This is a genomic window from Thermomicrobiales bacterium (assembly GCA_037045155.1).
Taxonomy (GTDB): Bacteria; Chloroflexota; Chloroflexia; order Thermomicrobiales; family CFX8; genus JAMLIA01.
In genome coordinates this window covers 361,721-384,702 of record JBAOIG010000005.1, presented here as the reverse complement: position 1 = coordinate 384,702, position 22,982 = coordinate 361,721, and the positions used below count along the sequence as shown (strand labels likewise).

Genomic DNA, 22,982 nt, shown 5'->3' with positions numbered 1-22,982 from the left:
ACGATGGCACGGAGCCATCGAAGGGATGGGAAATGTGAGAGACGAACGAATTCTCGAATCTCGCCAGATTCAGTCGTTGATGGGCGGCGTGGGAACGCGACGATCGTTCCTGAAGCGCGCGGTCGCAATTGGGCTTGCCTCGCCTGCGATCGCCGGCCTCCTTGCCGCTTGCGGCGGGGGCAGCACGCCAGCTACCAGCGGTAGCGGCGCGACTGCGCCATCTCCGACATCGGCCGGCACCGGGCCGGCCGCCGGCGCGAGCCCGACCACTGGCACGAGCGGCCCCACGAGCGCGAATAAGGAATTCGTTGTGCTGCTGACCGGCGCCGTGCCGGACGTGGACCCACAGTCCGCCTATGACAACGCGGCCAGCTCGCTGTTCTTCGGCACCTACGAGATGTTGATCCGGTTCGACGGCGAGAGCACGACTGAGTTCGTGCCGATGCTGGCGAAAAGCTGGGAGCAGAGCGCGGATCTCAAGGAGTTCACCTTCGTTATCGACAAGGGGATCAAGTTCCATGACGGTTCGGACTGCGACGCGCAGTCAGTCAAGGACTCCTTCTACCGGCTCCTCAACATGGCGCGTGGCCCTGTCAGCGTCATCAGTCGATTCGTGAGTGACGCGGACAAGCAGATCACCGTCGTTGACCCGACGACGGTCAAGTTCACGATGAACAAGCCCGAGCCGCTCTTCATGTCCGCAATGGCATCGGAGTACGGCCCGTTCGTTATGTCGATGAAGGCGATGGCCGCGAACAAGACCGACGCTGATCCCTTCGCCCACGAGTGGTTCAGCCAGAACATGGTCGGGACTGGCCCATACAAGGTGACCGAGGCTGCGCCGCAGGACCGATTCGTCCTCGATCGATTCGACGGCTACCACAGCAAGGCCCCGTTCTTCGATCGGCTCGTCTTCCGCGTGGTCGCTGAGGACGCCACCCGGCGGCAGCTTATGGAGTCTGGTGAGGCACACGGCGTCACCACCCTCCCGGCTGAGGATGTCGTTGCGCTCCAGACGAACCCCGCGACACAGGTCGTGGCGTACGATTCCACCCGCTGCGACTGGATTCGGATGAACTATGTCACGATCGCGGACCCGAAGGTGCGGCTCGCGCTGACCTACGCGTGGCCGTTCGATGACGTGATCGAGTTCGTGCTGAAGGGGTTTGGCAAGGTCCAGGGCCCGATCGCGGACACCGTCATTGGGTTCGATCCGAAGATTCCTGTGCAGTCGACCGACCTGGACAAAGCAAAGAGCCTGCTCGCCGAGGCCGGCGTCAAGGATGGCGAGACGTATGTCTTCATGTACGCGGCAGGGTCTGCGCAGATCGCCGCGATGGCACAGCTCTACCAGGCGAGCCTGAAGAAGATCGGGATCAATCTCGACATTCAGCAGGTCGATCGTGGGGCGCTCCTCGACCTGAACTACGGCGACAAGCCGGCCACGGATCGGCCCCACTTCGTGTCGACCGGCTGGTGGCCGGACTACAACGACCCGTGGAGCCAGTTCTATCCGAACTTCCACACGAAGTCGATTGGCAGCAAGGGCGCGAACTCGTCCTACTACTCGAACAAGGACGCCGATGCGCTGATGGATAAGCTCGAGGTGTCCTCGTCGATCGATGAGATCGTCGACCTCACCGGGAAGACGCTCCAGATTATGATGTGGGACGATCCCGCCGGCATCTTCTATGCGCAGATCAAGGCAACGACGATCCTCGCACACGACATCCGCGGCTTCGTGCCAAACGGTATCTACATCAACTCGTATAACTTCAACGAGATGTTCCGCGAGGGCTAGGCCCGACGGCAATCATTCGTTGACGCGACAATGGGGCAGGTGGCGCACTATCGCCACCTGCCCTGTTGCATTCCGCCAGCGTCGTAAGATTGGCGGCATGATCGAGGAGATGCCATCGTGACTGCCGTTGATCCTGGCGCTGTTGCCCGTTCGCGACCCGAGCTTGTCGAGCTTCTGCGGAGCGATATCGAGGCGGCGGGGAAGATCACGTTCGCGCGCTTCATGGAGCAGGCCCTGACGCACCCGCAGTACGGCTACTACACGGCCGGTGACGCCGAGCCGGGATTCGAAGGAGATTTTCTGACCGCGCCGGAGACGCACCCGGTGTTCGGCGCGGTGTTGGCCCGACAGTTGGCCGAATGCTGGGAACGGCTGGATCGGCCGACGCCATTCGTTGTCCGGGAGCATGGCGCGGGGTCTGGCTCGCTGGCGCTGACAATCCTGGCCGGCTTGCGCGAGGAGCGGCCGGACGCGCTGGCAGCAATCCGCTACGAGTTGGGCGACGTGAATGACCGCCGGGTTGCGGCCGGCCTCTCGCGAGCAACCGAGGCTGGTTTTGGCGATCATGTCGCGGCAGCCGGCGACGATCCAATCATTGGCGTGATTCTGGCGAATGAGCTTCTGGACGCGCTGCCGGTCCATCGGCTGGTCGTGGGAAACCAGGAGATCCGGGAGGCGTTCGTCTGTTGGCGCGACGGTTGGTTCGCCGAGGAGTCAGGGCCAGTGTCGGATGTGCGGTTGATGGATCCGTTGATAGATCTACCGTTGATGGCGGGGCAGCGGCTGGAGGTTTCCCCAGCGGCGTCAGCCTGGACAACCCGGGTCTGCGCGGAGATCACGCGCGGGTACGCCATTCTCATCGATTACGGCTACGAGGCAGTCGAGCTCTACGACCCGCTTGTGAGACCCGACGGGCTGTTGCGCACCTATTGGCAACACATCGCGGGTGATGATCCGTTCGATCGCGTCGGGCTACAGGACATCACTGCGCACGTGGATTTCACCGCCGTTTCCCGCGCCGCCACGGAGGCCGGTTGCGACATCCTTGGCCTCACCACACAGGCCGCGCTCGTCGCTGGTCTTGGTGTAGACGATCTGCTGCTACGGCTGCAGCAGGCCGGCGATGCGGTTGAGTACGTCCGAGCTAGAGAGACCGTGATGCACTTGCTTGATCCTCGCGGCCTGGGTCGTTTCCGCGTTCTCGTCCTTGGGCGCGGCGTTGAGCGTGAGCCCACGCTGCGCGGTCTGTCGTTCCGGTGGCCATAACCACCGGAAGAGCGGTCGTGCTGCCCGACGGCCGGCTGCTCGGATATGCCGAATATGGTGAGCCATGGGGCCACCCGGTTGTCTCATTTCACGGCTGGCCCGGTTCGCGTGTGCAGTCGGCATGGTATGCGTCTGCTGCCAGCGAGCTCGGTCTCCGGCTGATTGCGCCGGAACGGCCCGGGATCGGGCTATCCAGTCGCTCGTCTACGCCAACCCTCCACCAGCACGTCGCTGATGTCGCGTATTTGCTCGACCGACTCAACATCGACCGGTTCGGTGTGCTCGGCGTCTCAGGCGGTGGTCCGTATGCTCTGACGTCCGCGGCATGGCTCGGTGATCGCGTGTCCACGGTGGCGTTGGTGGCCGCGCTCTCGGCAGGCTCGATGGGTGTTACCCCCCTGATCCAGGTAACTGGCTGGCTTGGCCTGCGCGTCCCGTGGCTCTTCGCCCCCGGGTTCGACACGGCCGCGAGGGTTGCGACCTGGAATGGCCCGCTCGCGGTGAGGCTTGCGTTCTCCACACTCCCTCCGTCCGACCGGGTGGTGGTCGATGACCCCTTCGTCCGCGATGTTGCGGTGCGGGATGTTCGCGAGGCGTTTCGCCAGGGTGGCCGTGGCATGCGTGGTGACGCCGTTTCGCTCCTCACCGCGCCGGATTTCTCCCTCGGCGAAATCAGGAATCCCGTTCATCTCTGGCATGGGGATGCTGACACAATCGTCCCAATCGCGATTGGCCGTGCGACTGCAGTTGCGCTCCCCAATTGCTCGGCAACGTTTCTCCCTGGTGAGGGGCATCACCTGGGGATTCCTCATGTTCGGGAAATTCTGGAAGTGTTCGCGTGATCGAAGACTACTTCCCGATACAGAACCGACTGAAGATCTCATCCAGCACCGCCTCGTCGACTGCTTCGCCGGTTACTTCTCCGACGGCACGGAGCGCGGCGCGGAGGTCGATGGAGAGGATGTCGACTGGATAGCCCGTTGCGCGGGCTGCGCGAGCAGCTTCCACGTGTGCCAGAGCTCGGCGCAGTGCATCGAGTTGGCGAACGGTTGCCAGCGCTGGCTCGCTGGCCTGGCCAGCCTGGCGTGTGACCGTCGCGTGGAGCGCGCCCAGGAGGTCTGAAATACCTTCGCCAGTGTGCGTTGAGACCTCGACAACAGGCGCGCCAGGCAGCAGTGCCAGGGTTGCTGCCTGGCTGTCGGTGACCGGCAGGTCGCGCTTGTTGAGCGCGACGACCACCCCGCCGTCGCTGAGCTGCTCGGCCAGCAGGTTGGCAATCTCACGGTCGTCGGAGTGAGCCGGCCGAGAGCGATCGATGACGAACAGCGCGATGCCGCTGGAAGCCAGTGCCTGGCGCGATCGAGCGATTCCGATCCGTTCGATCGCGTCTTCACTCTCGGCAATGCCGGCCGTGTCCAGTAGCGTTGCCGGAATTCCCAGCAGGTTGACGGTCTCGGCGATAACATCGCGTGTCGTCCCTGCGATGTCGGTGACAATGGCCCGATCGGAGCCGAGCAGACGGTTCAGCAGACTCGATTTGCCGGCGTTCGGCCGGCCAACGATCGCGATCCGCACACCTTCGCGATAGAGCACCCCGGCGCTCGCCGCCGCGATCACCGAAGCCAGCTCGTCCGCGGCGCGATTGAGGGCGGGGCTGAGCTCCAGAGGTGGTATCTCGTCGTCGGGAAAGTCGGCGGCGGCGTCGACGTACGCGAGCGTCTCGACCAGCGTATCGCGAGCCGGGCGCAGACGTTCGGTGAGCTGGCCGCGCAGTTCTGCCACCGCCAGATCGAGCGAGCGGGGAGTCCTCGCAGAGATCACCCCTGCCACCGCCTCTGCCTGGCTCAGGTCGATCCGCCCGTTGAGGAAGGCTCGTAGCGTGAACTCGCCCGCCGTCGCCATCCTGGCGCCATGGCTGAGACAGAGGTCCAGCACACGACGCACCGGCAAATACCCGCCGTGACAGTTGATCTCAACGATCTCCTCGCGGGTATACGTGCGCGGCGGAACCATCCGGACGATCATCACTTCATCCACCACGCGACCGCTGGTTGGGTCAACGATCGTGCCGTAGGTGAGTCGGTGGCTGATGAGCTCGTCAGCGGTTATCCGCGTGCCGAGCCGGCCGCGACGAAAGATGGTGGCGGCAATCCCGCCAGCGTCCGGGCCGGACAGCCTGACGATGCCGATTCCTCCCTCACCCTGTGGGGTCGCAATAGCGGCGATGGTGTCCTGGTACATGCTGTCCTGCCCGGGGTGGTAGCGATCAGTTTCGGTAGCGTTCGATCAACGCCATAACCGCGTCGTGGTTTGGAACGGACATGACCCCCTCGCCGGCCACCTTCAGCGACGCTGCCGCTGCCGCATAGCGCAAACTTGCCGCGACCGACTCGCCTCCGCCGCGGGCGGTAAAGAGTCCGGCGGCGAAGACATCTCCCGCGCCGACCGTATCGACGGAATGCGCCGGATAGAACGGCGCGTCCGTCCGCCTCTCGCGGTCGATCACAAGCCCTCCCTGATCGCCCCGGGTGACGACTGCCAGCCCGCGCCGGCCGACTGCCTCGATGGTGTCGCGCGCTTCGACAGCCTCCTCATAGGAGACGACAATCGCGTCGATCCGGGCGACGAGGTCGGCCGGCACGCGCAGATGCCCCAACCGGACGCGGCCGAAGTGGGTCCGATCCCAGGCGCGCATCCAACCCTGTGGCGTGCAGCCGAGAATACGCGGCGCCAGACGATTCACCTGGCGGGGATCGATCTCCTGAGCGACAGGCGCGAGATGAATAACCCCCGCTCCGCGCCAGAGCGGTGGCAAGCCGGTGAGATCGATTTCACCCGCCCAGGCATGGAGCGACTGCTGACGGCGCCCGCCGACATCGACGTTGGTAAACGTCGTCGTTGCGTCGCTGGACTGGACGATGATCTCGACTTCAGCAGAGATGGCAGCGAGAATCTCGTGCTGATCCGGTGGCAGCAGATCCAGATTGGCACGGGTGAGGATCGCTGTCCGCGCGCCGTAGCGCGCGGCGGTGAGCGCGGCGTACAGAACCGACCCACCCAGCGCCTCGCCGCGCGGCGTCCGATCGATCGTCAGGTGCCCGATGACGACAACGTCCGGGACGCGACTCGCCATCTAGCTCGGGTAGATCGTGACGCGGCGATTGTCGCCTTCGCCGCTGGATTCGGTCCGAACGTCCGAGAGCTCCTTGAGCGTCATGTGGACGATGCGGCGTTCGCTGGCCGGCATCGGCTCAAGCGCAATGGAGCGCCCATTGCGCGCGACCTGTCGGGCGACCCGCTCGGCCAGACCGATCAGCGATTCCTCGCGATGTGTCCGGTAGCCCTCGATATCGACGATGACGCGAATCCAGTCTTCTGTTCGCTTGTTCACCAGCAAGTTGATCATGTATTGAATATGGGCGAGATTCTCACCCCGTCGTCCGATCAGCATGCCGAGATCGCGGCCCATGATGTCGATGAACACCGTCAACGGATCGTCCGACGACACTGGCATCACCGACGGATTGTCGACGGCGACCACGTCTGCATGGACGCCCATCCGGTCGAGAAGCTCGCGCACAATGTCCTTGCTGAGTCGCTCGGCCTCGATCGTCGCCTCGTCAGTGGCGGCCGATGGCTGGCGCGGCGTGGCGTCGATAGGTGGTCGCCACGCACTCGGGGCGGCTGCGCCGCGCGCGCGGGGATTTTGCGAGTACTGGCGCGGGGCTCGGCTGTCGCGCGGGCGACCGTCGGCGACACGGGGCTTGCTGCCCCGGGGTGGCCCCGCGGAGTGGGGCGGCTGCCGATCGCCGCGTGATTGAGCGATACTCCCCTTCAGCTCGACATGGACGAGGACCTCGCCTTCGCCGTAGATATCATCTTCGGTTTCGGCCAGAATCTGAACATCGACCTTGTCCCGTGTTGTGCCCAGTTGCTCGAGCGCGAGGCGGATCGCCTCGTCGGCTGAACGCGCCTGGATGTCAACGCTGCGCAATCGATCCATCTGCGCTCCCATCCCCTCGGTGTCTGGCTGGCGACATGGCGCGGCTCTCGCCCGTCGCGATCAGCTGCTGGAGTTGTCCGAGCCGGATGACGCGCGTGTGCGGCCAGTCATCACCCTGCTGGATGTCGGGTCAACCGGGGCCGTTGCGGCAGTGCCGTTCGAGGCGCCGCCGTCTCCCTTGGCTTCTTGCTTCGACTTCGTAGCAGGCGCCGCTTCCGATGGCTTGCCACGCGTCTCCGCCGCGGTGCGCTGGCGGTCGCCGGCATCCTGCATTCGTCGCTGCAACATGCCCATCACGCCCTTTGGCTGGTACTCGCCAACATCGATTCGTTCGACCGGCTTGCGATGACCCAGCCGGCGATGCTCCGGCAATTCCGGCAGGAACGGGAACCAGTTCTTCATCGAGCCCCAGCCGGTGATAAACCATTGCTGGACGACCGAATAGACGCTCTGTGTTGCCCAGTAAAGCACGGCGCCGGCGGCGAAGTTCCAACCGAAGAATACGACCATCAGCGGCATGAAGTTCATCATCGTGTTCATCATCTGCTGCTGCGGGTCGGCTGCCTTCACTCCGCCGGCCGGCCGCATCATCTTCGTCTGGATGAACTGGAACACACCAGCCGCGATCGGCAGAACCTTCCAGGGATCAGGTAAGCCGAGGTTCGGGATCCACAGGAACGAGCCGCCATCGTGTGAGATGCTGCGCACAGCAAAGTACAGGCCGAAGAAGATCGGGATCTGCAGGAGCATCGGGAAACATCCGGCTGCCGGGTTGACCTGATATTGCTGATAGAGCCGCATGGTCTCCTCCGACAGCTTCTGCCGGTCCTTGGAGTACTTCTTCTGCAGCTCTTTGATCTTCGGCTGGAGCTCCTGCATCGCGGCAGTCGAGCGGATCGACTTCACCGTCAGCGGCAGCATCAGTGTCTTGAGGAAGATCGTGAAGACGATAATTGAAAGGCCGACACTCCCGGTAACACCGGTGATCTGGCCCAGCGCCCATTCGATGAAACCGACGTACCCATGCCAGACGCCCATGAAGCTGGAAGGTCCTTAAACTCACTGGTGCGGCGCTAACCCCGGGACATCCGGTCGGCCGCGATCGTCGCTCGGATCGATGTGTCTGGCGGTTGCCCGCCCTGATTGCGTGCCGGCCCGATAGCATCGTGTCTACCCGGCGGCGACTACCCTATGGGACCGGATCGTAGCCGCCCTTGTTGAATGGATTGCAGCGCAAAACTCGCCATACCGACATCGCGCCGCCACGGATGATACCGTACTTCGCGATCGCCTGGTAGCCGTACTCGGAACAGGTTGGTTGAAATCGACAGGCTGCCGGGAACATCGGCGACACCCACCGTTGGTAGCCACGGATGAGCCAGAGCAGCGCGCGTCTCATGTTGGCTCACCTGCCGGACGCAGCAACCCGGCCCGTTTGGCGACTCGTTCGAGGTCGGCCGCCACCTCAGCCGCCGGCGTCAGCGAATCGACGCTGTTTCGCGCGATCAGCACGATATCGAAACCCTGGCGCATCCGCGGGTGGAGCCCGCGCATCGCTTCGCGAAGCAGCCGCTTTGCTCTGTTACGCTCGACAGACCCGCCGACACGCTTGCCAGCGGCAAACCCGTAGCGATTCGCGCTGGTCCCATTTTCGACGACGCTCAACACAACTGTGCGATTCGACCAGCTGCGCCCGCGTCTGCGGACCAGCTCGAAGTCGCTATTGCGTCGCAGGCGATAGTGGCGCGCGATCATTGGTATTCCGCCTTGAGCGTGGCAAAAGCCCACCCGGCGAAGGGTGGGCTTGCCAGAGTCACCATTCGCGCCGTTACTTGTTTAGCGTTGGCTTACGCTCGTCGCTCACTGTCAGGTTGTGCCGGCCCTTTCGGCGGCGCGCTGCCAGAACGGCCCGACCACCCCGCGTGTGCATTCGCTTCATGAAGCCGTGTTCGCGCTTCCGTGGGATGCGCTTCGGCTGGTATGTCCTCTTTGGCATCTGAATCCCCTCCGTCACCGGGTCATCTGCAATAGAAACGGCCCCAGAAACGCACCGCTCGTGCCCGACGGAGGCCAACCGGTAGTCTACGAGATCGGTATCGTGGCTGTCAAAGCCATCATGCCTTTGTGGAGGGTAGCACCGCTTCGCAAATATCGTCGAGCGCCAGGGCCAGCTCGGGACAGAGAATCGGGACGCTGCGATCGTCGGACACGCTTGCTTTCCGTCTCCCGCTGGAGGCAGCCTTCGACGAATAAGCACCCGGCCGGGTGTGGCAGCATTCATCCGTTTGCGGATGGCGTAGATACGCGCGACGAATCCCGAGACGGAGAACTAGCAATACCGATGACGGATACAGCCCGACCGATCACACCACGACGCCTCGCGCGAATGCGTGGGACCCTGGAGCGTCGCCAGGCTGACCTCACGATCGTCATCGAAGATGTCCACGACCCACACAACGTCAGCGCGATGCTGCGTTCGTGCGACGCTGTGGGAGTGGCCGGCGCACACCTCATCTACACCGTCGAGGAGCGACCGGAGCTGAGCAAAGGCGTCTCCGCCAGCGCTTTGCGCTGGATCGACCTGAACTCCTGGGAATCCGTCGCCGATTGTTACAGCGCGCTCCGCGAGCGTGGGTTCACAATCTATACGACATCGCTGACGCATGAGGCGATCGACCTGTACGACCTCGACCTGACCGCGCCGATCGCGATCCTCTTCGGCAACGAGACACGCGGCGCGAGCGCCGAGGCCGTGGCTCTCGCCGATGGTTGCGTCTACATTCCGATGATGGGCATGGTCGAATCCCTGAACGTCTCCGTTGCCTGCGCTGTCACGCTCTACGAGGCACTGCGGCAGCGACGCGCGGCCGGCCGCTATGACAGCCCGAGCCTTCCTCCCGATAACCTCGATGCTCGGCTGAACGCCTGGCTCCTCCGCGATGGCCGCGACCCGGCGGCCGTGACGCAGGATGCGCCAGCCGGCCACATCCGGGCAGAGAATCGGAGGCAGAGTCGCGGCGGCACGGGCTAGTCGATGTCGTTGGGACCGTTCTGCCGCAGACGCAGCCCCCGGCCCTCAACACGTTTTTCCATCGGCCGAATCGCGGCGAGAATCACGATTGTCAGCAGCACGCTGCCGCCGGCAACGATAAAGTAGCCGGCCCCGCAGGCCAGCCCGATGCCCGCGGCAACCCAGAGCCCGGCCGCCGTCGTCAGCCCGTGGACGCGTGACTCCTGGCGGAAGATAATGCCGCCTCCGAGGAAGCCGATGCCCATGACGATCGTTGAGCCGATCCGTGTTGGATCCAGTCTGGTTGCCACGCCGGGCTGGTCGAAATCCTGGATAATCAGGATCGAACAGACCATGAACAGCGCCGCGCCAAGCGACACGAGCATGTGTGTGCGCAGCCCCGCGCTCTTGTCCAGGGTCGCGCGCTCGTAGCCGATCGCGCCGCCGAGGACGGCCGCCAGCCCGATCCTGATGAGCGATTCCCATTGGGTCAGGTCCATCGGTCTCCCTCCGTGGCGCGGTTCGTGTCCAACTCAGGTTGTTGTGCTACAAAAGGGTGTTGTTGTCGTCCCCACCCGGACTGGCCGACGATACCGTCAACTCGCGCAGGCGGGTGACGAGCGTCTCACGATCGACCGGTTCGAGGATGATATCCGATGCGCCGGCTGCCAGAAGCTCGGATTCATCCAGTTCCTTGGCCCCAGCCAGGACGATAACCGGAATCTGCTCCGTTCCGGGGTATTCGCGAAGCTGATGCAAGACCGATCCGGCGTCGAGTCGGTCGAGGTCGGCGTCGAGAACGATCGCGTCCGGCAGCGTCTCGATGGCCCGCACGATGGCTGTGAGTCCGTCGCGCGCATGGGCGACAGTGAAGCCAGCCTCGATCAGCGTTTCGCCGAAGAAGGCGCCCCGCGTGTCGTCAGTGATCCCCAGCAGGACACGGCCCAGGCTGCGTGGCGCGACCTCACCGTGTGGCAGAAGGTCGCTGATCGTGCTGACAACATGGTCAGGGCCGGCGTCACCACGGAGCATGACGATCTGCCGATCGGTTACCCAGTCAGTTTGTGTCGGGCCGCCAACGACGACAATCGGCGTCTCCGCCAGCTCCGGCACAGCATCGAGGTCGGTGAGCAAGTCGTAAAGCCCGGGTCTGGCAGCCTGCGGGCGGATTACGATGACGGACGGCTGATGAAGCTCCGCCTCACCAACGATTGCGCGTACCGTCTGCGAGCGAGGATAGACGGGCCGGGTGGGAATGCTCTCCAATCCCTGGCTCCAGGCCCGGCGATCGCGCGGGTCGGCAGTTGCGACGAGGATGACGAATGGCTCGCCGGCGTGGTCACCGATAATCTCCGCCCGCCTGGCAACCGGTAACGTGAATCGGACGGTTGTTCCAACCCCCTGGCGGCTTGCAATCGTGATTCGGCCGCCGTGTCGCTCGACGAGGAGCCGGGTAATCGCCAACCCCAGCCCGGTCCCGCCAGCCTCGCGCACGGCGGGTTGCTCGACCCGGTAGAACTTCGTGAACAGGTGTGGCAGCGCCTCGACGGGGATGCCGATGCCGGTGTCGGAGACGCTGACTGCGACGTGGCTGTCGAGCAGCTCGGTGCGGATCGTGATCCAGCCCTCTTCGGGCGTGTACTTGCTGGCGTTGGCCAACAGATTGGTCAGAATCTGAGAAAGCCGCGCGGCGTCGGCATAGATAGGCGGCACATCAGCATCGAGCTCGGTCTGGATGTGTTGCTGTTTCGCGTCGAGCATCGGTCGCAGGCTGGCAATTTCTGACTGGATTGCCTTGGCCAGATCGACCGCCGTCTGGTCGAGCTGAATGCGACCAGACTCGATCCGCGAGATGTCAAGCATGTCGTTGACCAGATCGACGAGTCGATCGGCGTTCGCCTGGACGATCGCGAGTAGCTCTCGTTGCTGGTCGCTGACGCGGCCGGCATCGCCGTCGAGAATCAGGTCGGTAAAGCCCTTGATCGCGGTCATCGGTGTCCGCAACTCGTGGGAGACTACCGATATGAACTCGTTCCGCGTCTCATCCATTCGAACAATCTCGGTTACGTCGCGCAAGAGCCAGACCGACCCGGCCCGCCGCCGCTTGCCCTCGCCTGCTCGGAGTGGGCTGACGATTGTGCTGATCACCCGCTCGCCAAGCTGACGGACGACCGGCTGTGGAGTCTCCTGGCGGTGGAGGTTTGGCAGCAGGCGGATCTCCGTGTGGCTCAGAAGCCCCAGATCCGTGGCTGGCGTGCCGACGGTGTCGTCGGGCTGAGTATCGAACAGCCGACATGCGGCCGGGTTGATCTCCGTTACGACGCCATCAGCGTCGAGCACGACGATTCCTTCGTTGGCGCTTTCAAAGATGGTGGCGTAGCGGTCACCATCCTGATTCGATGCGCCAGTAATGTTCTCCCTCTTCGGGCTTCGTTGTGACAGCCACATCGCTACCAACGTGATGATCAGCATGAACACCACGCCAGCAGCCAGCGAGTATGTATCGATCTCGCCGATGAGGCCAAAGGGCTCTCTGTTGTCACCGGTGCGCTGGCCGGCCTGCGCGAGTATTGTCGCAACCCACATCGTCATCGACGGACCGTATCTCGTTTCGACCGCGCCGCTTCGTGCGTCGGATGGCCAGAGGACCCCCAAATGAGGAGGCGTCGAAGGTGATGATATAGTGTGGAGCAATACGTCGGTGGCCGTTGACGCACCCCGAGCAATGACGAATTCAGGTGAAATGAGCTATCCCGGAAATGTCGCCGACTTCGGCCGGCGCATCATCGACAACGTCGATCGAGTCATCGTCGGGAAGCGCGATGTCAGTGAGCTTGTGCTCGTCGCGCTGCTTTGCGAAGGCCATGTTCTGCTTGAGGACGTCCCCGGTGTCGGCAAGACGACACTGGCGCGGGCCGTCGCCAGGTCCATCGGTGGCGAGCTGCGTCGAGTGCAGTTCACCCCCGATCTACTGCCATCGGACATTTCCGGTCTGAGCTACTTCAATCAGAAGCTCGGCGACTTCGTCTTTCGCGCGGGTCCCGTCTTTACCAACATCCTCCTTGCCGATGAGATCAACCGCGCGACGCCTCGCACACAGTCGGCTCTGCTGGAGGCGATGGAAGAACGCACGGTCACGATCGACGGCGAGACGATGCCGCTGCCGCACCCGTTCCTCGTGCTGGCGACGGAGAATCCAATCGAGCTTGAGGGAACCTTTCCACTGCCCGAAGCACAGCTCGACCGCTTTCTCCTCCGCCTCACCGTCGGCTATCCCGACGCCGATCAGGAGGACGAGATGCTCGTCCGGCTACAGCACGAGCACCCACTCGCGGCGCTCCAACCGGTCGCCACTAGCGATGAGCTGGCCGACGCAGCGCGTCTGGTCCGCGATATCCATGTCGAACAAGAGCTGCGTTCCTACATCGTTGCGCTCGTCCGCGCCACCCGCGAGCACGACGCGATCGAGCTGGGAGTCAGCCCGCGTGGGACTCTGGCGCTGTATCGCGCCTCCCAGGCGATGGCTGCTCTGCGCGGTCGCGCGTATGCGACGCCGGACGACGTCAAGGCTGTTGTCCTGCCGGTGCTGAACCATCGGCTGCTACTTTCGCCGGACGCGCGACTGCGCGGTCGGTCAGCGTCAGGCATCCTCGATGAGATCCTGGAATCCCTCCGCGTTCCTGTCGAGCTTGCCTGAGCGGTTCGCTGGTGGCGGAGATGATGGCCCGGCAAGAGTCGGCCGAGCTCGGACACTCTTCTTCAGTAGCTTCTGGCTGTGGACGGCGGGCGCGCTCATCCTGCTGGGAATGGCGCTGCGCGAACGGGCTCCGACCCTTCTTGGTCTGCTGACGCTCATCACGGCCGGCGGAGCGTGGCTTTGGGCGCGGTTGTCACTCAACGGCGTTATCGTCACTCGCACACTGGAGACACGGCGACTCTTCCCCGGCGAGGATGCCGTCTTTCGCGTCAGCGTTGTCAATCGCAAGCTGCTCCCACTCGCCTTCCTGGAAATCCACGATCAGCTCCCGAATGATCTGCGGATCATGGAGCAGCCAAGTGTGCCGAGCGGCATTCCCGGCCGTGATGTCCTTCAGATCACAACTGCGATGCGCTGGTATGAGCGTGTCAGCTGGACGTTCCACGTCCACTGTCCGGTTCGTGGGCAGTTTGTGTTCGGGCCAACCGAGATCCGTTCCGGCGATCTCTTCGGCTTTTTCACCTCCACGCTCGCGCTCGACAACTTCGCATCGCTGCTCGTCTATCCGCGGGTCGTGCCACTGGAGGAGATCGGCATCCCCCCGCGCCATCTCTTCGGAGACCAGCGTATTCGGCGTCAGATGGTGACCGATCCGTCGCGGATTGTCGGCGTGCGTGACTATCGCCCCGAGGACTCGATTCGTCACGTTCACTGGAAGGCAACGGCGCGAGTCGGCGCTCTTCAGGCGAAGGTGTTCGAGCCGTCAACCACGATCCATTTCGGCGTCTTCCTCAATCTTGATACGTTCGAGCATTACTGGGAGGGCGTCGACTACGAGCGGGCCGAAGACGCAATCACCGTTGCCGCGTCATTGGCGATCCATGCGCTCGACGCGCGCCAAACAGTCGGTGTCTACGCGAACGGGGTCAGTGGCGGGTCGGACCAGCCGATGCGGGTTCGGCCGAGTCGCAGCCCGAGTCAGCGTGTCGAGATCCTCGCCGGCCTCGCCAAGCTCTCGCCGATCGCGTCGATCAACTTCGCGCGGCTCCTTCGCGCAGAGACATCGCGCTTTCCGATGGGAAGCACGGTCGTCATTGTCACTGCGCTGGTGACCGACGCGACCGCGGCCGTGCTCGTCAACCTGCACCAGGCCGGCCATCGAGTCGTCCTCGTTACGATCGATGAGGTCGCGGTTCCAGCGATTCGTGGGCTGTTGGTCTATCAGCTGGATTCGGCCGGCATCGGCACTCCGCGTAATCAGCGTCGTCGCTACGCAATTCAGATGAATCCGGTCGCCCTTGCCGGGCTGATCGAGCGACAGCGCGACGCGTCATGAGCGATCAATCTACGCCGGCGCCGGAGCAACGGCTGACACCTGCCAGTATCGGAGATCTCGTTCGTTCGCTCGACTGGCGGCTTGAGCTGCTCGGCGTCTTCCTCGTCCTGGCCGAATCAGCGCTCATCTACCTTGTGACCGGCCTGTTCCTCAGCGACAGATCGCCGGCTGCGCACGTTCTCCCTGCCTGGATCGTCGCATTTGTCATGCTCACGGCGTATCTCGTCCCACGGGTGCTCGATGAATGGCGCGTCTGGGATGTTCGCTACGAGACGATGATGGGCGGCGCGATCGTCGTGACGCTGCTCGTCTCCGTCAAGTCGGGCGCGTTCCCGGGCATCGCTGTCTGGGATATCGGCTGGCTGCGAGAGATGATCCGCGCTCTCGCGTTGCTCGACAATGATGCAGTTCGGCCGGTCTGGGGCATCGTCGCGCTTGTTGCCTTTGCGTGGTGGCGCGGGCGAACGCGCGAGTTGCCATCTGTCGATAGCGCCTATCTGACACTCCGCGCTGGCAGCGCGATCCTCGCGCTGCTGATGATCGTTATCCTTTTGGCATCCGACACCGGTGATGAGATTCATCAGCGGCTCAGCGCTGCAACGGTCACATTCTACGTCTGCGCGCTGGCGGCTATTGGCATAGCCAGACTGAAGCTCGAGGGATTTCGCACCAGCTCGCCACTCGGTCCGCGCTGGTTGGCGACCTTCGTCGCGCCGATCCTCACCATCCTGGCGGTTGCTATTGTCGGCGCAGGAATCTTCTCTCGTCAGTTTCTCGATACCGTCCTCTGGATGCTTTCACCCCTCCTGTTTATCCTCAACCTCGTGTTCCAGGCGATTATCCTGATCATGGCAGCGCTCGCCTATATCATCCTGACGCCGATCGTCTGGCTGATCGGCACCCGCGACCCGATCTCCCGGACGGTCGCCACGCCAGGTCTCACCGATCAGCGAGGCGAGCTCGATCAACTGGGCGGCCGAGCGTTCCAGGTGCCGGACCCGATCCGGTATCTTGTCGCGGCGCTCGTGTTGCTTGCGCTCTTCACGTTGCTGACGAAGTTCGTCTTTCGCCGACGCCGTCGCGAGCGAGTCGCGGTCGAGGAGGAGCGCGAGTCGATCCTTGATTGGGACGACCTGCTGGGGTCGCTCGGCGCGCGGCTTCGATCGCTGTTTCGTCGGGACTCGGAAGAGCCCGCCGATCCGTTGGCGCATTTACGGGGGGACCCGCGCTGGCAGTACACGGTGGCGATCCGCGAGGCGTGGAGAAGGCTCGAACATCGCGGCGCAGCCCTGGGCCGCGGGCGGCGGCCGGCCGAGACCGCCGACGAATATCGGCCCGGCATCAGCGCCCGGCTGGATCCCGGCCCGACGAGCGACGCGGTGACGACGATGACCGATCGCTATCGGGACGCGCGCTACAGCGGAGAGCCGGCCTCAAAGGAGGACGCTGACCAGGCGGAGCGCGCCTGGCGAACGATCGACCAGCTCAACCAGCGTCATCAATGATGCAGTACGATTCCATCATGATCATCGTTATGTCTCATGCTCGACTGACTCATGCAAACGACTGACACCGACGATATCTCGACGCTACCAGCTCCGCTGCCGGTCGATGGGCCGGCCGGCATCTACGTTCATGTGCCATTCTGCCGCCACATCTGCCCCTACTGCGATTTCAATACCTATGCCGGCCAGGAGGATCGCATACCGGCCTACGTCGATGCGCTCGTCCGCGAGATGCAGCTCCGAGATGGCGAGACGACCGAAGCGCCGACGTTGTACTTCGGCGGTGGCACACCGTCATTGCTATCGCCGGAACAGATCGCGCGTGTGGTGGATGCCGCGACCCGGCGCCTGGGACTGCGAGCAGACGCCGAGGTTTCTCTAGAGGCAAACCCCGAAACGCTCGATGAAGCTGCATTGCGCGGCTTTCGCGCGGCCGGAATCAACAGGCTGTCGATCGGCATCCAGTCGTTGCAACGCGCCGGCCTTCGCGTGCTTGGGCGCGGCCACACGGCGACGACCGCAACCGACGCGCTGGCGACGGCTCGGCTCGCCGGGTTCGAAAACGTCAGCCTCGACTTCATCTATGGCTGGCCCGGGCAATCGGCAGAGGACTGGGATCACGACCTCGCAACCATGCTCGACTGGGCGCCAGAGCATTTGTCGCTCTACGCGCTGATCGTTGAGCCGGGGACGCCGATGCAGATGGCCGTCCGGCGGGGGATCCTGAGTCCGCTCGACGACGACACTGTTGCCGACCGCTACGATCGCGCCGTCGATGTCCTCGCCGCGGCCGGCTGGGAGCATTACGAGATCTCGAACTGGGCGCGCGAGCCACGCTTCCGATCTCGCCACAATCAGCTGTACTGGCAGAACGGACCATATCTGGGCGTCGGCGCAGGGGCTTTCGGCACGGCACGGGGAGAACGGCTGAGTAATCATCTGTTGCCGGCCCGTTATATTGCTGACTTGGCCGCCGGCCGGCTGCCAGTCGCCACCCGCGAGGCGATCGACGAGAGAACCGGGATGGGTGAGACGATGATGCTCGCTCTTCGACTGCTGATCGACGGCGTGTCGGATGCTGACTTCGCCCGTCGCCACGGTGGTCACATCGTCGACCGATTTCCGGACGCGGTCGAGCGCTTCACTCATCTTGGTCTGATCGAGTGGCATGGTGGCCGACTGCGCCTGACTGCCAGCGGCGTCCTCGTTGCCAACGAGGTGTGCGCAGCCTTTCTGCCCTGACCACCTGTTACCATCTGCCCATCGACTCGAACTACTGGGGGCGGTGGGGTGTATCGTCGAGCAATGCCTCTCACAATCGTTCTGGTTATCGGCATCCTTGCTGCTTGCTCCGGGCCAGGCAGGCGGGATGCAACGTATCCACCATCCTCATCCCCGACCGTAGCCATCGACGCCACCGCGACCAGCGTCCCCCCAATGCTTCCAACCGAGCCACCAACACCTGCTGTTGCGACCCAGACCGCCACGCCTGCTCCAGAGGCGACCCCGACGCCACGCCCGACGCCGACGCCGACGCCTGTCCCGGCGCCGAGTGCCGTTGAGAGTGTGCTGTTGTCGATGTTGCCGGCGAGCGACGGCTTGCCTCCCGGTTGGTCGCGGGTCTCCGCGGGGACGGTTCGTGATAGGTCGGGCGCAACGCTTCTCTGCGGCGTCGATCCTTTCCCGAATGCCGGTCAGCGTGTGGCCGAGGTCGAGGCCGAGTATCAGCGCAATGATCCAACGGCGCCCGCGTCGATTCTTCAGAGCATCGTTGCCTTCACCGAATCTACCGCGGTCGAGGCGATGGGCTGGGCTCGACAAACGATCACCTGTCATCAATGGACTGCCGCGGATGGAACAACGATCGTGCTCGATGGCTTCGAGGACGCCGGACTTGGAGAAGAGTCGCTAACGACGGCGCTCAACGTGACAGCAGCGGACGGAACGCGAGTCACCGGGCGCTGGTTCCTCGTCCGAAAAGGCGGGTTGATCGCCACGATCGCGTACCTCGGAAACGACGCGAACAACCAGGATCTCGTTATGGGGATAGTTGGCGCTGCCGTCCATATGCTCGACCCGGGTCGCGCGGCAGCTGCAGTGATCGATCCGGCGGTTCAGTCGACGCTGCTCGCGATGGCGCTACACGCCGAAGACCTTGGACAAGGCTGGATAAAAGTCGCGTCGGGCCCGACTCCACGGAATGAAGAAACGAGTCCCTGCGGCGCGGACCTGTTCCCTCAGTCTGACGGGAAGATTGGGGATGTCACCGCGAGGTTCTCCGAACACACGACTGGGAGGACGGTTGTCCAGCGTGCCGTTGCTTACCCGGCCGCGAAGGTTCAGCAGGCGATGGATCGCGCCCACGCCGCCGCTTCGTGTGAGACCTGGGTCGATCCGGCCGGCGCCACCTACCAGATCGATCCGCCACAGCCGATCGGCCATGGGATCGATGGCGTCGTGGTTGCGTTCGTCGTCAACGGCTCAGACGGCGGCTATGGCGCTCTTGCGGTCGTCCGCGTCGGCGCGGTTGTGACGTCCATCACCTTCCACTCCGCCGAGCCACTCGTGCCGGAAGAAACCCTCGCGACGGTGCGGCGGGCAGCCGAGCTGATTCAGTCGGCGCGATAACCGGGGATCCGGAGTGGCTGACCGCGACTCAGGACGGTGCTATGATGCGCCGGCCGGGCGGGTCACTGGTGTGCCCATTCGACAAGACTTCACGAGGGACTGGGAGGAGGACTCATGGCGAACGATCGACAGCGTGCCATCGAGCGAGCGATTCTCGGCGATATCTGGACGACGAACGAACCCTACGAGGTGCTCCGCGAACTGTGCGACGACATCGGCCATCGCTACGCTGGTTCGGAGTCAGAGAAGCAGGGCGCTGAATTCCTGAAGCGGAAAATGGAGAACTACGGCCTTCAGAACGTCCGGTTGGAGGAGTTCCAGATGGCCGGCTGGGAACGTGGCCCGGCATCACTGACACTCGTCGAGCCAGTCGAACGCTCCTACTCCTGCGTCGCGATGCCCTACTGCCCTGCCGCCGACCTGACTGCCGAAGTGATTGACGTTGGCGAAGGCGAGGAGGCTGACTTCGAGCGCGCTGGAGCAGATGTCCGTGGAAAGATCGTCATCTCCGCCGCCGAGACGAACAAGCCCGGCGAGCGCAAGAGCCACCGCACCGACAAGTACGGCTGGGCCGTCGAGCGCGGAGCCGCGGGCTACATCTACATCAACCAGAACCCCGGCATGCTCCACATCACCGGCTCGATCACTGGCCGCAACCCGGCCGGGGATCGCGCCGTCGATCGCGAGGCGCCGATCCCTGCGGTCGGGGTCTCCTGGGAGGCCGGCTCAACGATTCTGCGGTTGCTCGAGCGCACCGGCGGCAAGGGCAAGATTCACCTGAAGCTGGAGAATCGCACGTTCGAAAGCACCAGCCAGAACGTCATCGGCGAGATCGTTGGAAGCGACTATCCCGACGAGGTTGTCCTGATGGGCGGGCACTACGACGGGCATGATATCGCCCAGGGCGCTGGCGACGATGGCGCTGGCGCTGTCACCGGCCTCGAGGCGGCTCGCGTCCTGGCGGCACACGCCGGCGATATCAAGCGCACGATCCGAGTGATCTGCTTTGGCTCGGAAGAAGTCGGCCTGCTTGGCGCATTCCACCACGCCCGCACGACCTCACCCGACTCCTACCGGTTCGCCCTTAACCTCGACGGCGCGGGCCGCGGAGAGGGCGGCCAGGAGCAGCTGACGCTCTCGGGCTGGCCCGATCTGGTTGGATGGTTCGAGCAGTTCGCGAAGGACAGTCACTACCCGTTCACTGTCCAGAATCAGCTCAACTCCCACTCCGACCACTATCCGTTTGTGCTGCGTGGCATCCCGAACGGCACGCTCAACGCGCGCGACTCGACGGCCGGGATGATCGGGCGTGGCTGGGGCCACACCGAGGCCGATACGTTCGACAAGATCCACCTGCGCGGGCTGCAGATGTCGGCTGCCCTTGTCGCCCGGGTGGCTCTTGCTGTCGCCAACGCCGAGGACTGGCCGGCCGCGCGGTTGAGCGAGGATGACACCCGCGACCTGCTGAAGCGAAATAACCTGCTCGAGCGCGCCGAGCGCGCCGGCCGATTCCCGGCAAAGCAGGCCTGATCCGACCATGTGCGACGTGGCCCACCCCAGCGGGGTGGGCCACGTTTCGTTCCGGAACCGACGCCGACTTCTTCCTCAGCTCCCGAGAGCGATGGCGAGGACGCCAGCCGCGATCATCGCCGACCCGACGATTCGCGCCCGACCCAGATGCTCCTTGAGGACAACAGCGCCCATGATCGTCGCGAAGACGATACTCGTCTCGCGGAGCGGCACGATGTATGAAATGCTGCTGCCGGCCACCCGCATGGCGGCCAGAACGATCAGGTAGGTGCCCATGTTCAGCACACCGGCGATGAACGCGGCTGCCCGCGCAGTCCGCCAGATCTCCCCGACTGCCGCCCGACGCCGCAGCAGCACGTACGGGGTGATCCCCAACGTCAGGATGCCGATCAACAGGTACACGTAGATGAGCGGGTGGACGTGGGCAACCCCGGCCTTGTCGATCAATGAGTAGGACGTGATCGCCAGCCCGGTTAGCAACGCGAATGCCAGACCGCGACGACCTTCGCGGACTTCCCGCGCCGCGCCGCTGCGGTTGCCGAGCAGGTTGAGGGTCAGGATGCCGGCCAGAATCGCAGTGATCCCCAGCCCGGCAACCAGCGTCAACTCTTCCCCGAGCAGCGGCATCGCCAACAGCGGCACGAGCAGCACGCCGGTTCCGCGCGCAACCGGATATGTCAGAGATAGCGCGCCGTTGCTGTAGGCTGCCGCGAGGGCCGATGCGTAGACAACATGGACGCCGCCGCTCGCCAGCACGAAGGGAATCCCCTCGGCCGGCAAACCGTGGCGATGCAGCATCAGCGCCATCGGAATGGCGTAGATCGATAGCCCGATCAGGCCGAAGACGAACATGAACGCCAGCGCGTCGGCGCTGCGCTTTGTCAGGGTATTCCAGGTCGCGTGAAACACCGCAGACAGCAAGACCAGCCCAACGGCGACAGTGCTCATGGCAGGGATCGTACCGTCTCAGACGATCGCTGGCTAGTCACTGAGAAAAGAAACATTGGTTGCTCGAACCCGCGTCGGACGCCTCTTCAGTCGTCGGGGTGGATCGGCAAGTGGGGCGCTGGGTGCGGCGCGACATCCGTTCCGGCAAGCGGCGCATGCCGCTGTCTCAGATGAACCTGTGCAGCGGCAGGGGCCGGGTGGATGTGCGCGCGTCGCTGCTTTCGTAGACGCAGCAGGTACCCGAATCCCGTCAACCGCAGCCCATGCCAGGTTATGCGCTGTCCGAATAGCAAGGCGGTCCGCGCTCGCCGGCGCACCTTCAGCATCGACATCAGGAGGCTGCGATAGAAGATCACCAGCATCAGCGAGCCGACGATCGATTTGAATAGGATATTGAACGAACGGATCGCCAGAATGACGAACGTCGCCCGGACCCAGCCGATCCCCTGAGAGCTCATCAAGCCCGCCATCGATGAATCGCTGATCCCATAGCCTCCCGGAATCGGCAGCACCATCGACGCCGATTCTGAGGCGGTGTGGACGAAGAGCGCCTCGCGACCCCCCAGGCCGGAGAATGTCAGTGCGTTGGCCAGCGCGTAGAGGATTGCCACCGCGAGTAGTGTTGTTGCCATCGAGAAAGCGACGCCACCCGCGATCACCGGAGCGCGCATCACCGCCGCGACTCGCTGCTGAAGATCGGCCTCCTTCGGAACCCAGCGCCGGGTAAGCCGAAAGCGCGAGAGCTGGAGCGCGATCAATGCCCAGACGCGCGGGGAGCGACCCATCGCGATGAGGACACTGGCGAGAATGAGCCCGAAGATCGGCAACAGGAAGCTTGTGCCCGGCTGATGGACCAGCAGCATCCCGGCATAGGCAAGAAGCGCAATGCCGAGTGAGTCGGCAACGAAGCTCACAAAGAGGCCGGCTGCCGCCTCGTGCATGTGGACATCGCCATGCTCCTGAGCCAACCGGGCCTGTAACCACGACCCGCCGGGCAGCGCGCCGGCCGACATGCCGGCCAGATAGCTGGTCATTCCATCATGCCAGGTGATCTGGAGCTTCGAGGCCCTGAGGTAGTACGCCCAGCGAAGGCTCTTCACGATTGCCGAGATTGCCAGCAGCCCAATCACAACGATCAGTGTTTCCCGCGGGACGCTGGTTACCGCAGACGCAAGCGTCGAGAAGTTGACGAACTTCACGATAGCGATGATCGCGGCGATGACTATGGTGAGGAGGACAAACCGTCTCATGGATATTT

21 protein-coding genes are annotated in these 22,982 nt (G+C 63.9%); 10 read left to right on the top strand and 11 right to left on the bottom strand.

Annotated features, from left to right (window positions below; all coding sequences use genetic code 11):
- Positions 1-34 precede the first annotated feature (34 nt).
- From V9F06_11950 to V9F06_11940, 3 genes are all read left to right on the top strand, one after another.
- Positions 35-1,801: an ABC transporter substrate-binding protein gene (locus V9F06_11950; protein MEI2618315.1), complete on the top strand. Its 1,767-nt coding sequence runs from the start codon at positions 35-37 to the stop codon at positions 1,799-1,801.
- Positions 1,802-1,918: 117 nt separating this feature from the next.
- On the top strand, positions 1,919-3,067 hold the full coding sequence (locus tag V9F06_11945) for an SAM-dependent methyltransferase (protein MEI2618314.1): 1,149 nt from the start codon (positions 1,919-1,921) through the stop codon (positions 3,065-3,067).
- A gap of 17 nt (positions 3,068-3,084) precedes the next feature.
- Positions 3,085-3,909: an alpha/beta hydrolase gene (locus tag V9F06_11940; GenBank protein ID MEI2618313.1), complete on the top strand. Its 825-nt coding sequence runs from the start codon at positions 3,085-3,087 to the stop codon at positions 3,907-3,909.
- A 7-nt stretch (positions 3,910-3,916) separates the two neighbouring features.
- Here V9F06_11940 and mnmE read toward each other — a convergent pair whose 3' ends face one another.
- The 7 genes from mnmE to rpmH form a co-directional block, all read right to left on the bottom strand.
- Entirely contained in the window at positions 3,917-5,308 is a 1,392-nt protein-coding gene (mnmE, locus tag V9F06_11935) for a tRNA uridine-5-carboxymethylaminomethyl(34) synthesis GTPase MnmE (protein ID MEI2618312.1), read from the bottom strand.
- Between the two features lie 25 nt (positions 5,309-5,333).
- Positions 5,334-6,200 (bottom strand): PfkB family carbohydrate kinase, encoded by an 867-nt coding sequence (locus tag V9F06_11930; GenBank protein MEI2618311.1) that lies wholly within the window; start codon positions 6,198-6,200, stop codon positions 5,334-5,336.
- Positions 6,201-7,070, bottom strand: coding sequence for an RNA-binding cell elongation regulator Jag/EloR (gene jag / locus V9F06_11925; protein MEI2618310.1), 870 nt, complete (start codon positions 7,068-7,070; stop codon positions 6,201-6,203).
- Positions 7,071-7,130: 60 nt separating this feature from the next.
- On the bottom strand, positions 7,131-8,108 hold the full coding sequence (locus V9F06_11920; GenBank protein MEI2618309.1) for a YidC/Oxa1 family membrane protein insertase: 978 nt from the start codon (positions 8,106-8,108) through the stop codon (positions 7,131-7,133).
- A gap of 151 nt (positions 8,109-8,259) precedes the next feature.
- Complete coding sequence (gene yidD, locus V9F06_11915) at positions 8,260-8,469, bottom strand: membrane protein insertion efficiency factor YidD (protein MEI2618308.1); 210 nt, start codon at positions 8,467-8,469, stop codon at positions 8,260-8,262.
- Complete coding sequence (rnpA, locus tag V9F06_11910; protein MEI2618307.1) at positions 8,466-8,825, bottom strand: ribonuclease P protein component; 360 nt, start codon at positions 8,823-8,825, stop codon at positions 8,466-8,468. Before rnpA ends, yidD begins: the two co-directional genes overlap by 4 nt.
- Before the next feature lie 73 nt (positions 8,826-8,898).
- Positions 8,899-9,066, bottom strand: a complete 168-nt coding sequence (rpmH, locus tag V9F06_11905) for a 50S ribosomal protein L34 (protein ID MEI2618306.1) — start codon at positions 9,064-9,066, stop codon at positions 8,899-8,901.
- A gap of 345 nt (positions 9,067-9,411) precedes the next feature.
- On the opposite strand from rpmH, the gene V9F06_11900 reads away from it, so the two are divergent.
- Positions 9,412-10,101, top strand: a complete 690-nt coding sequence (locus tag V9F06_11900) for an RNA methyltransferase (GenBank protein MEI2618305.1) — start codon at positions 9,412-9,414, stop codon at positions 10,099-10,101.
- Here the strand turns inward: V9F06_11900 and V9F06_11895 are convergent.
- Together V9F06_11895 and V9F06_11890 are read right to left on the bottom strand one after the other, a co-directional pair.
- Entirely contained in the window at positions 10,098-10,580 is a 483-nt protein-coding gene (locus V9F06_11895; GenBank protein MEI2618304.1) for an MgtC/SapB family protein, read from the bottom strand. The genes V9F06_11900 and V9F06_11895 overlap by 4 nt on opposite strands.
- Before the next feature lie 46 nt (positions 10,581-10,626).
- Entirely contained in the window at positions 10,627-12,672 is a 2,046-nt protein-coding gene (locus V9F06_11890) for an ATP-binding protein (GenBank protein MEI2618303.1), read from the bottom strand.
- 151 nt (positions 12,673-12,823) lie between these two features.
- Here V9F06_11890 and V9F06_11885 point away from each other — a divergent pair, with 151 nt between their 5' ends.
- From V9F06_11885 to V9F06_11860, 6 genes are all read left to right on the top strand, one after another.
- Complete coding sequence (locus V9F06_11885; GenBank protein MEI2618302.1) at positions 12,824-13,777, top strand: MoxR family ATPase; 954 nt, start codon at positions 12,824-12,826, stop codon at positions 13,775-13,777.
- Complete coding sequence (locus tag V9F06_11880) at positions 13,734-15,113, top strand: DUF58 domain-containing protein (GenBank protein ID MEI2618301.1); 1,380 nt, start codon at positions 13,734-13,736, stop codon at positions 15,111-15,113. Before V9F06_11885 ends, V9F06_11880 begins: the two co-directional genes overlap by 44 nt.
- Entirely contained in the window at positions 15,110-16,618 is a 1,509-nt protein-coding gene (locus V9F06_11875; protein MEI2618300.1) for a DUF4129 domain-containing protein, read from the top strand. Before V9F06_11880 ends, V9F06_11875 begins: the two co-directional genes overlap by 4 nt.
- A 51-nt stretch (positions 16,619-16,669) precedes the next feature.
- Positions 16,670-17,860, top strand: coding sequence for a radical SAM family heme chaperone HemW (hemW, locus tag V9F06_11870; GenBank protein ID MEI2618299.1), 1,191 nt, complete (start codon positions 16,670-16,672; stop codon positions 17,858-17,860).
- A 63-nt stretch (positions 17,861-17,923) separates the two neighbouring features.
- Positions 17,924-19,246, top strand: a complete 1,323-nt coding sequence (locus V9F06_11865) for a hypothetical protein (GenBank protein MEI2618298.1) — start codon at positions 17,924-17,926, stop codon at positions 19,244-19,246.
- 114 nt (positions 19,247-19,360) lie between these two features.
- Positions 19,361-20,776, top strand: coding sequence for a M28 family peptidase (locus tag V9F06_11860; GenBank protein MEI2618297.1), 1,416 nt, complete (start codon positions 19,361-19,363; stop codon positions 20,774-20,776).
- Between the two features lie 75 nt (positions 20,777-20,851).
- Here V9F06_11860 and V9F06_11855 read toward each other — a convergent pair whose 3' ends face one another.
- Both V9F06_11855 and V9F06_11850 read right to left on the bottom strand, forming a co-directional pair.
- A complete protein-coding gene (locus V9F06_11855; GenBank protein ID MEI2618296.1) occupies positions 20,852-21,724 on the bottom strand; it encodes a DMT family transporter in 873 nt (290 codons plus the stop codon).
- Positions 21,725-21,810: 86 nt separating this feature from the next.
- Positions 21,811-22,974 carry a lysylphosphatidylglycerol synthase transmembrane domain-containing protein gene (locus V9F06_11850; protein MEI2618295.1) on the bottom strand — a complete coding sequence of 388 codons (1,164 nt, stop codon included), beginning with the start codon at positions 22,972-22,974 and terminating at the stop codon, positions 21,811-21,813.
- Positions 22,975-22,982 lie beyond the last annotated feature (8 nt).

Bases quoted from the DNA above. Each gene is read 5' to 3' on its own strand.
- V9F06_11890 (MEI2618303.1), bottom strand. From the start codon at position 12,672: ATGACGATGTGGGTTGCGACAATACTCGCGCAGGCCGGCCAGCGCACC.
- V9F06_11860 (MEI2618297.1), top strand. From the start codon at position 19,361: ATGGCGAACGATCGACAGCGTGCCATCGAGCGAGCGATTCTCGGCGAT.
- V9F06_11885 (MEI2618302.1), top strand. From the start codon at position 12,824: ATGAGCTATCCCGGAAATGTCGCCGACTTCGGCCGGCGCATCATCGAC.
- mnmE (MEI2618312.1), bottom strand. From the start codon at position 5,308: ATGTACCAGGACACCATCGCCGCTATTGCGACCCCACAGGGTGAGGGA.
- V9F06_11895 (MEI2618304.1), bottom strand. From the start codon at position 10,580: ATGGACCTGACCCAATGGGAATCGCTCATCAGGATCGGGCTGGCGGCC.
- jag (MEI2618310.1), bottom strand. From the start codon at position 7,070: ATGGATCGATTGCGCAGCGTTGACATCCAGGCGCGTTCAGCCGACGAG.
- yidD (MEI2618308.1), bottom strand. From the start codon at position 8,469: ATGAGACGCGCGCTGCTCTGGCTCATCCGTGGCTACCAACGGTGGGTG.
- V9F06_11880 (MEI2618301.1), top strand. From the start codon at position 13,734: ATGAGATCCTGGAATCCCTCCGCGTTCCTGTCGAGCTTGCCTGAGCGG.
- V9F06_11875 (MEI2618300.1), top strand. From the start codon at position 15,110: ATGAGCGATCAATCTACGCCGGCGCCGGAGCAACGGCTGACACCTGCC.
- rnpA (MEI2618307.1), bottom strand. From the start codon at position 8,825: ATGATCGCGCGCCACTATCGCCTGCGACGCAATAGCGACTTCGAGCTG.
- V9F06_11865 (MEI2618298.1), top strand. From the start codon at position 17,924: ATGCCTCTCACAATCGTTCTGGTTATCGGCATCCTTGCTGCTTGCTCC.
- V9F06_11930 (MEI2618311.1), bottom strand. From the start codon at position 6,200: ATGGCGAGTCGCGTCCCGGACGTTGTCGTCATCGGGCACCTGACGATC.
- V9F06_11850 (MEI2618295.1), bottom strand. From the start codon at position 22,974: ATGAGACGGTTTGTCCTCCTCACCATAGTCATCGCCGCGATCATCGCT.
- V9F06_11855 (MEI2618296.1), bottom strand. From the start codon at position 21,724: ATGAGCACTGTCGCCGTTGGGCTGGTCTTGCTGTCTGCGGTGTTTCAC.
- rpmH (MEI2618306.1), bottom strand. From the start codon at position 9,066: ATGCCAAAGAGGACATACCAGCCGAAGCGCATCCCACGGAAGCGCGAA.
- V9F06_11920 (MEI2618309.1), bottom strand. From the start codon at position 8,108: ATGGGCGTCTGGCATGGGTACGTCGGTTTCATCGAATGGGCGCTGGGC.
- V9F06_11900 (MEI2618305.1), top strand. From the start codon at position 9,412: ATGACGGATACAGCCCGACCGATCACACCACGACGCCTCGCGCGAATG.
- hemW (MEI2618299.1), top strand. From the start codon at position 16,670: ATGCAAACGACTGACACCGACGATATCTCGACGCTACCAGCTCCGCTG.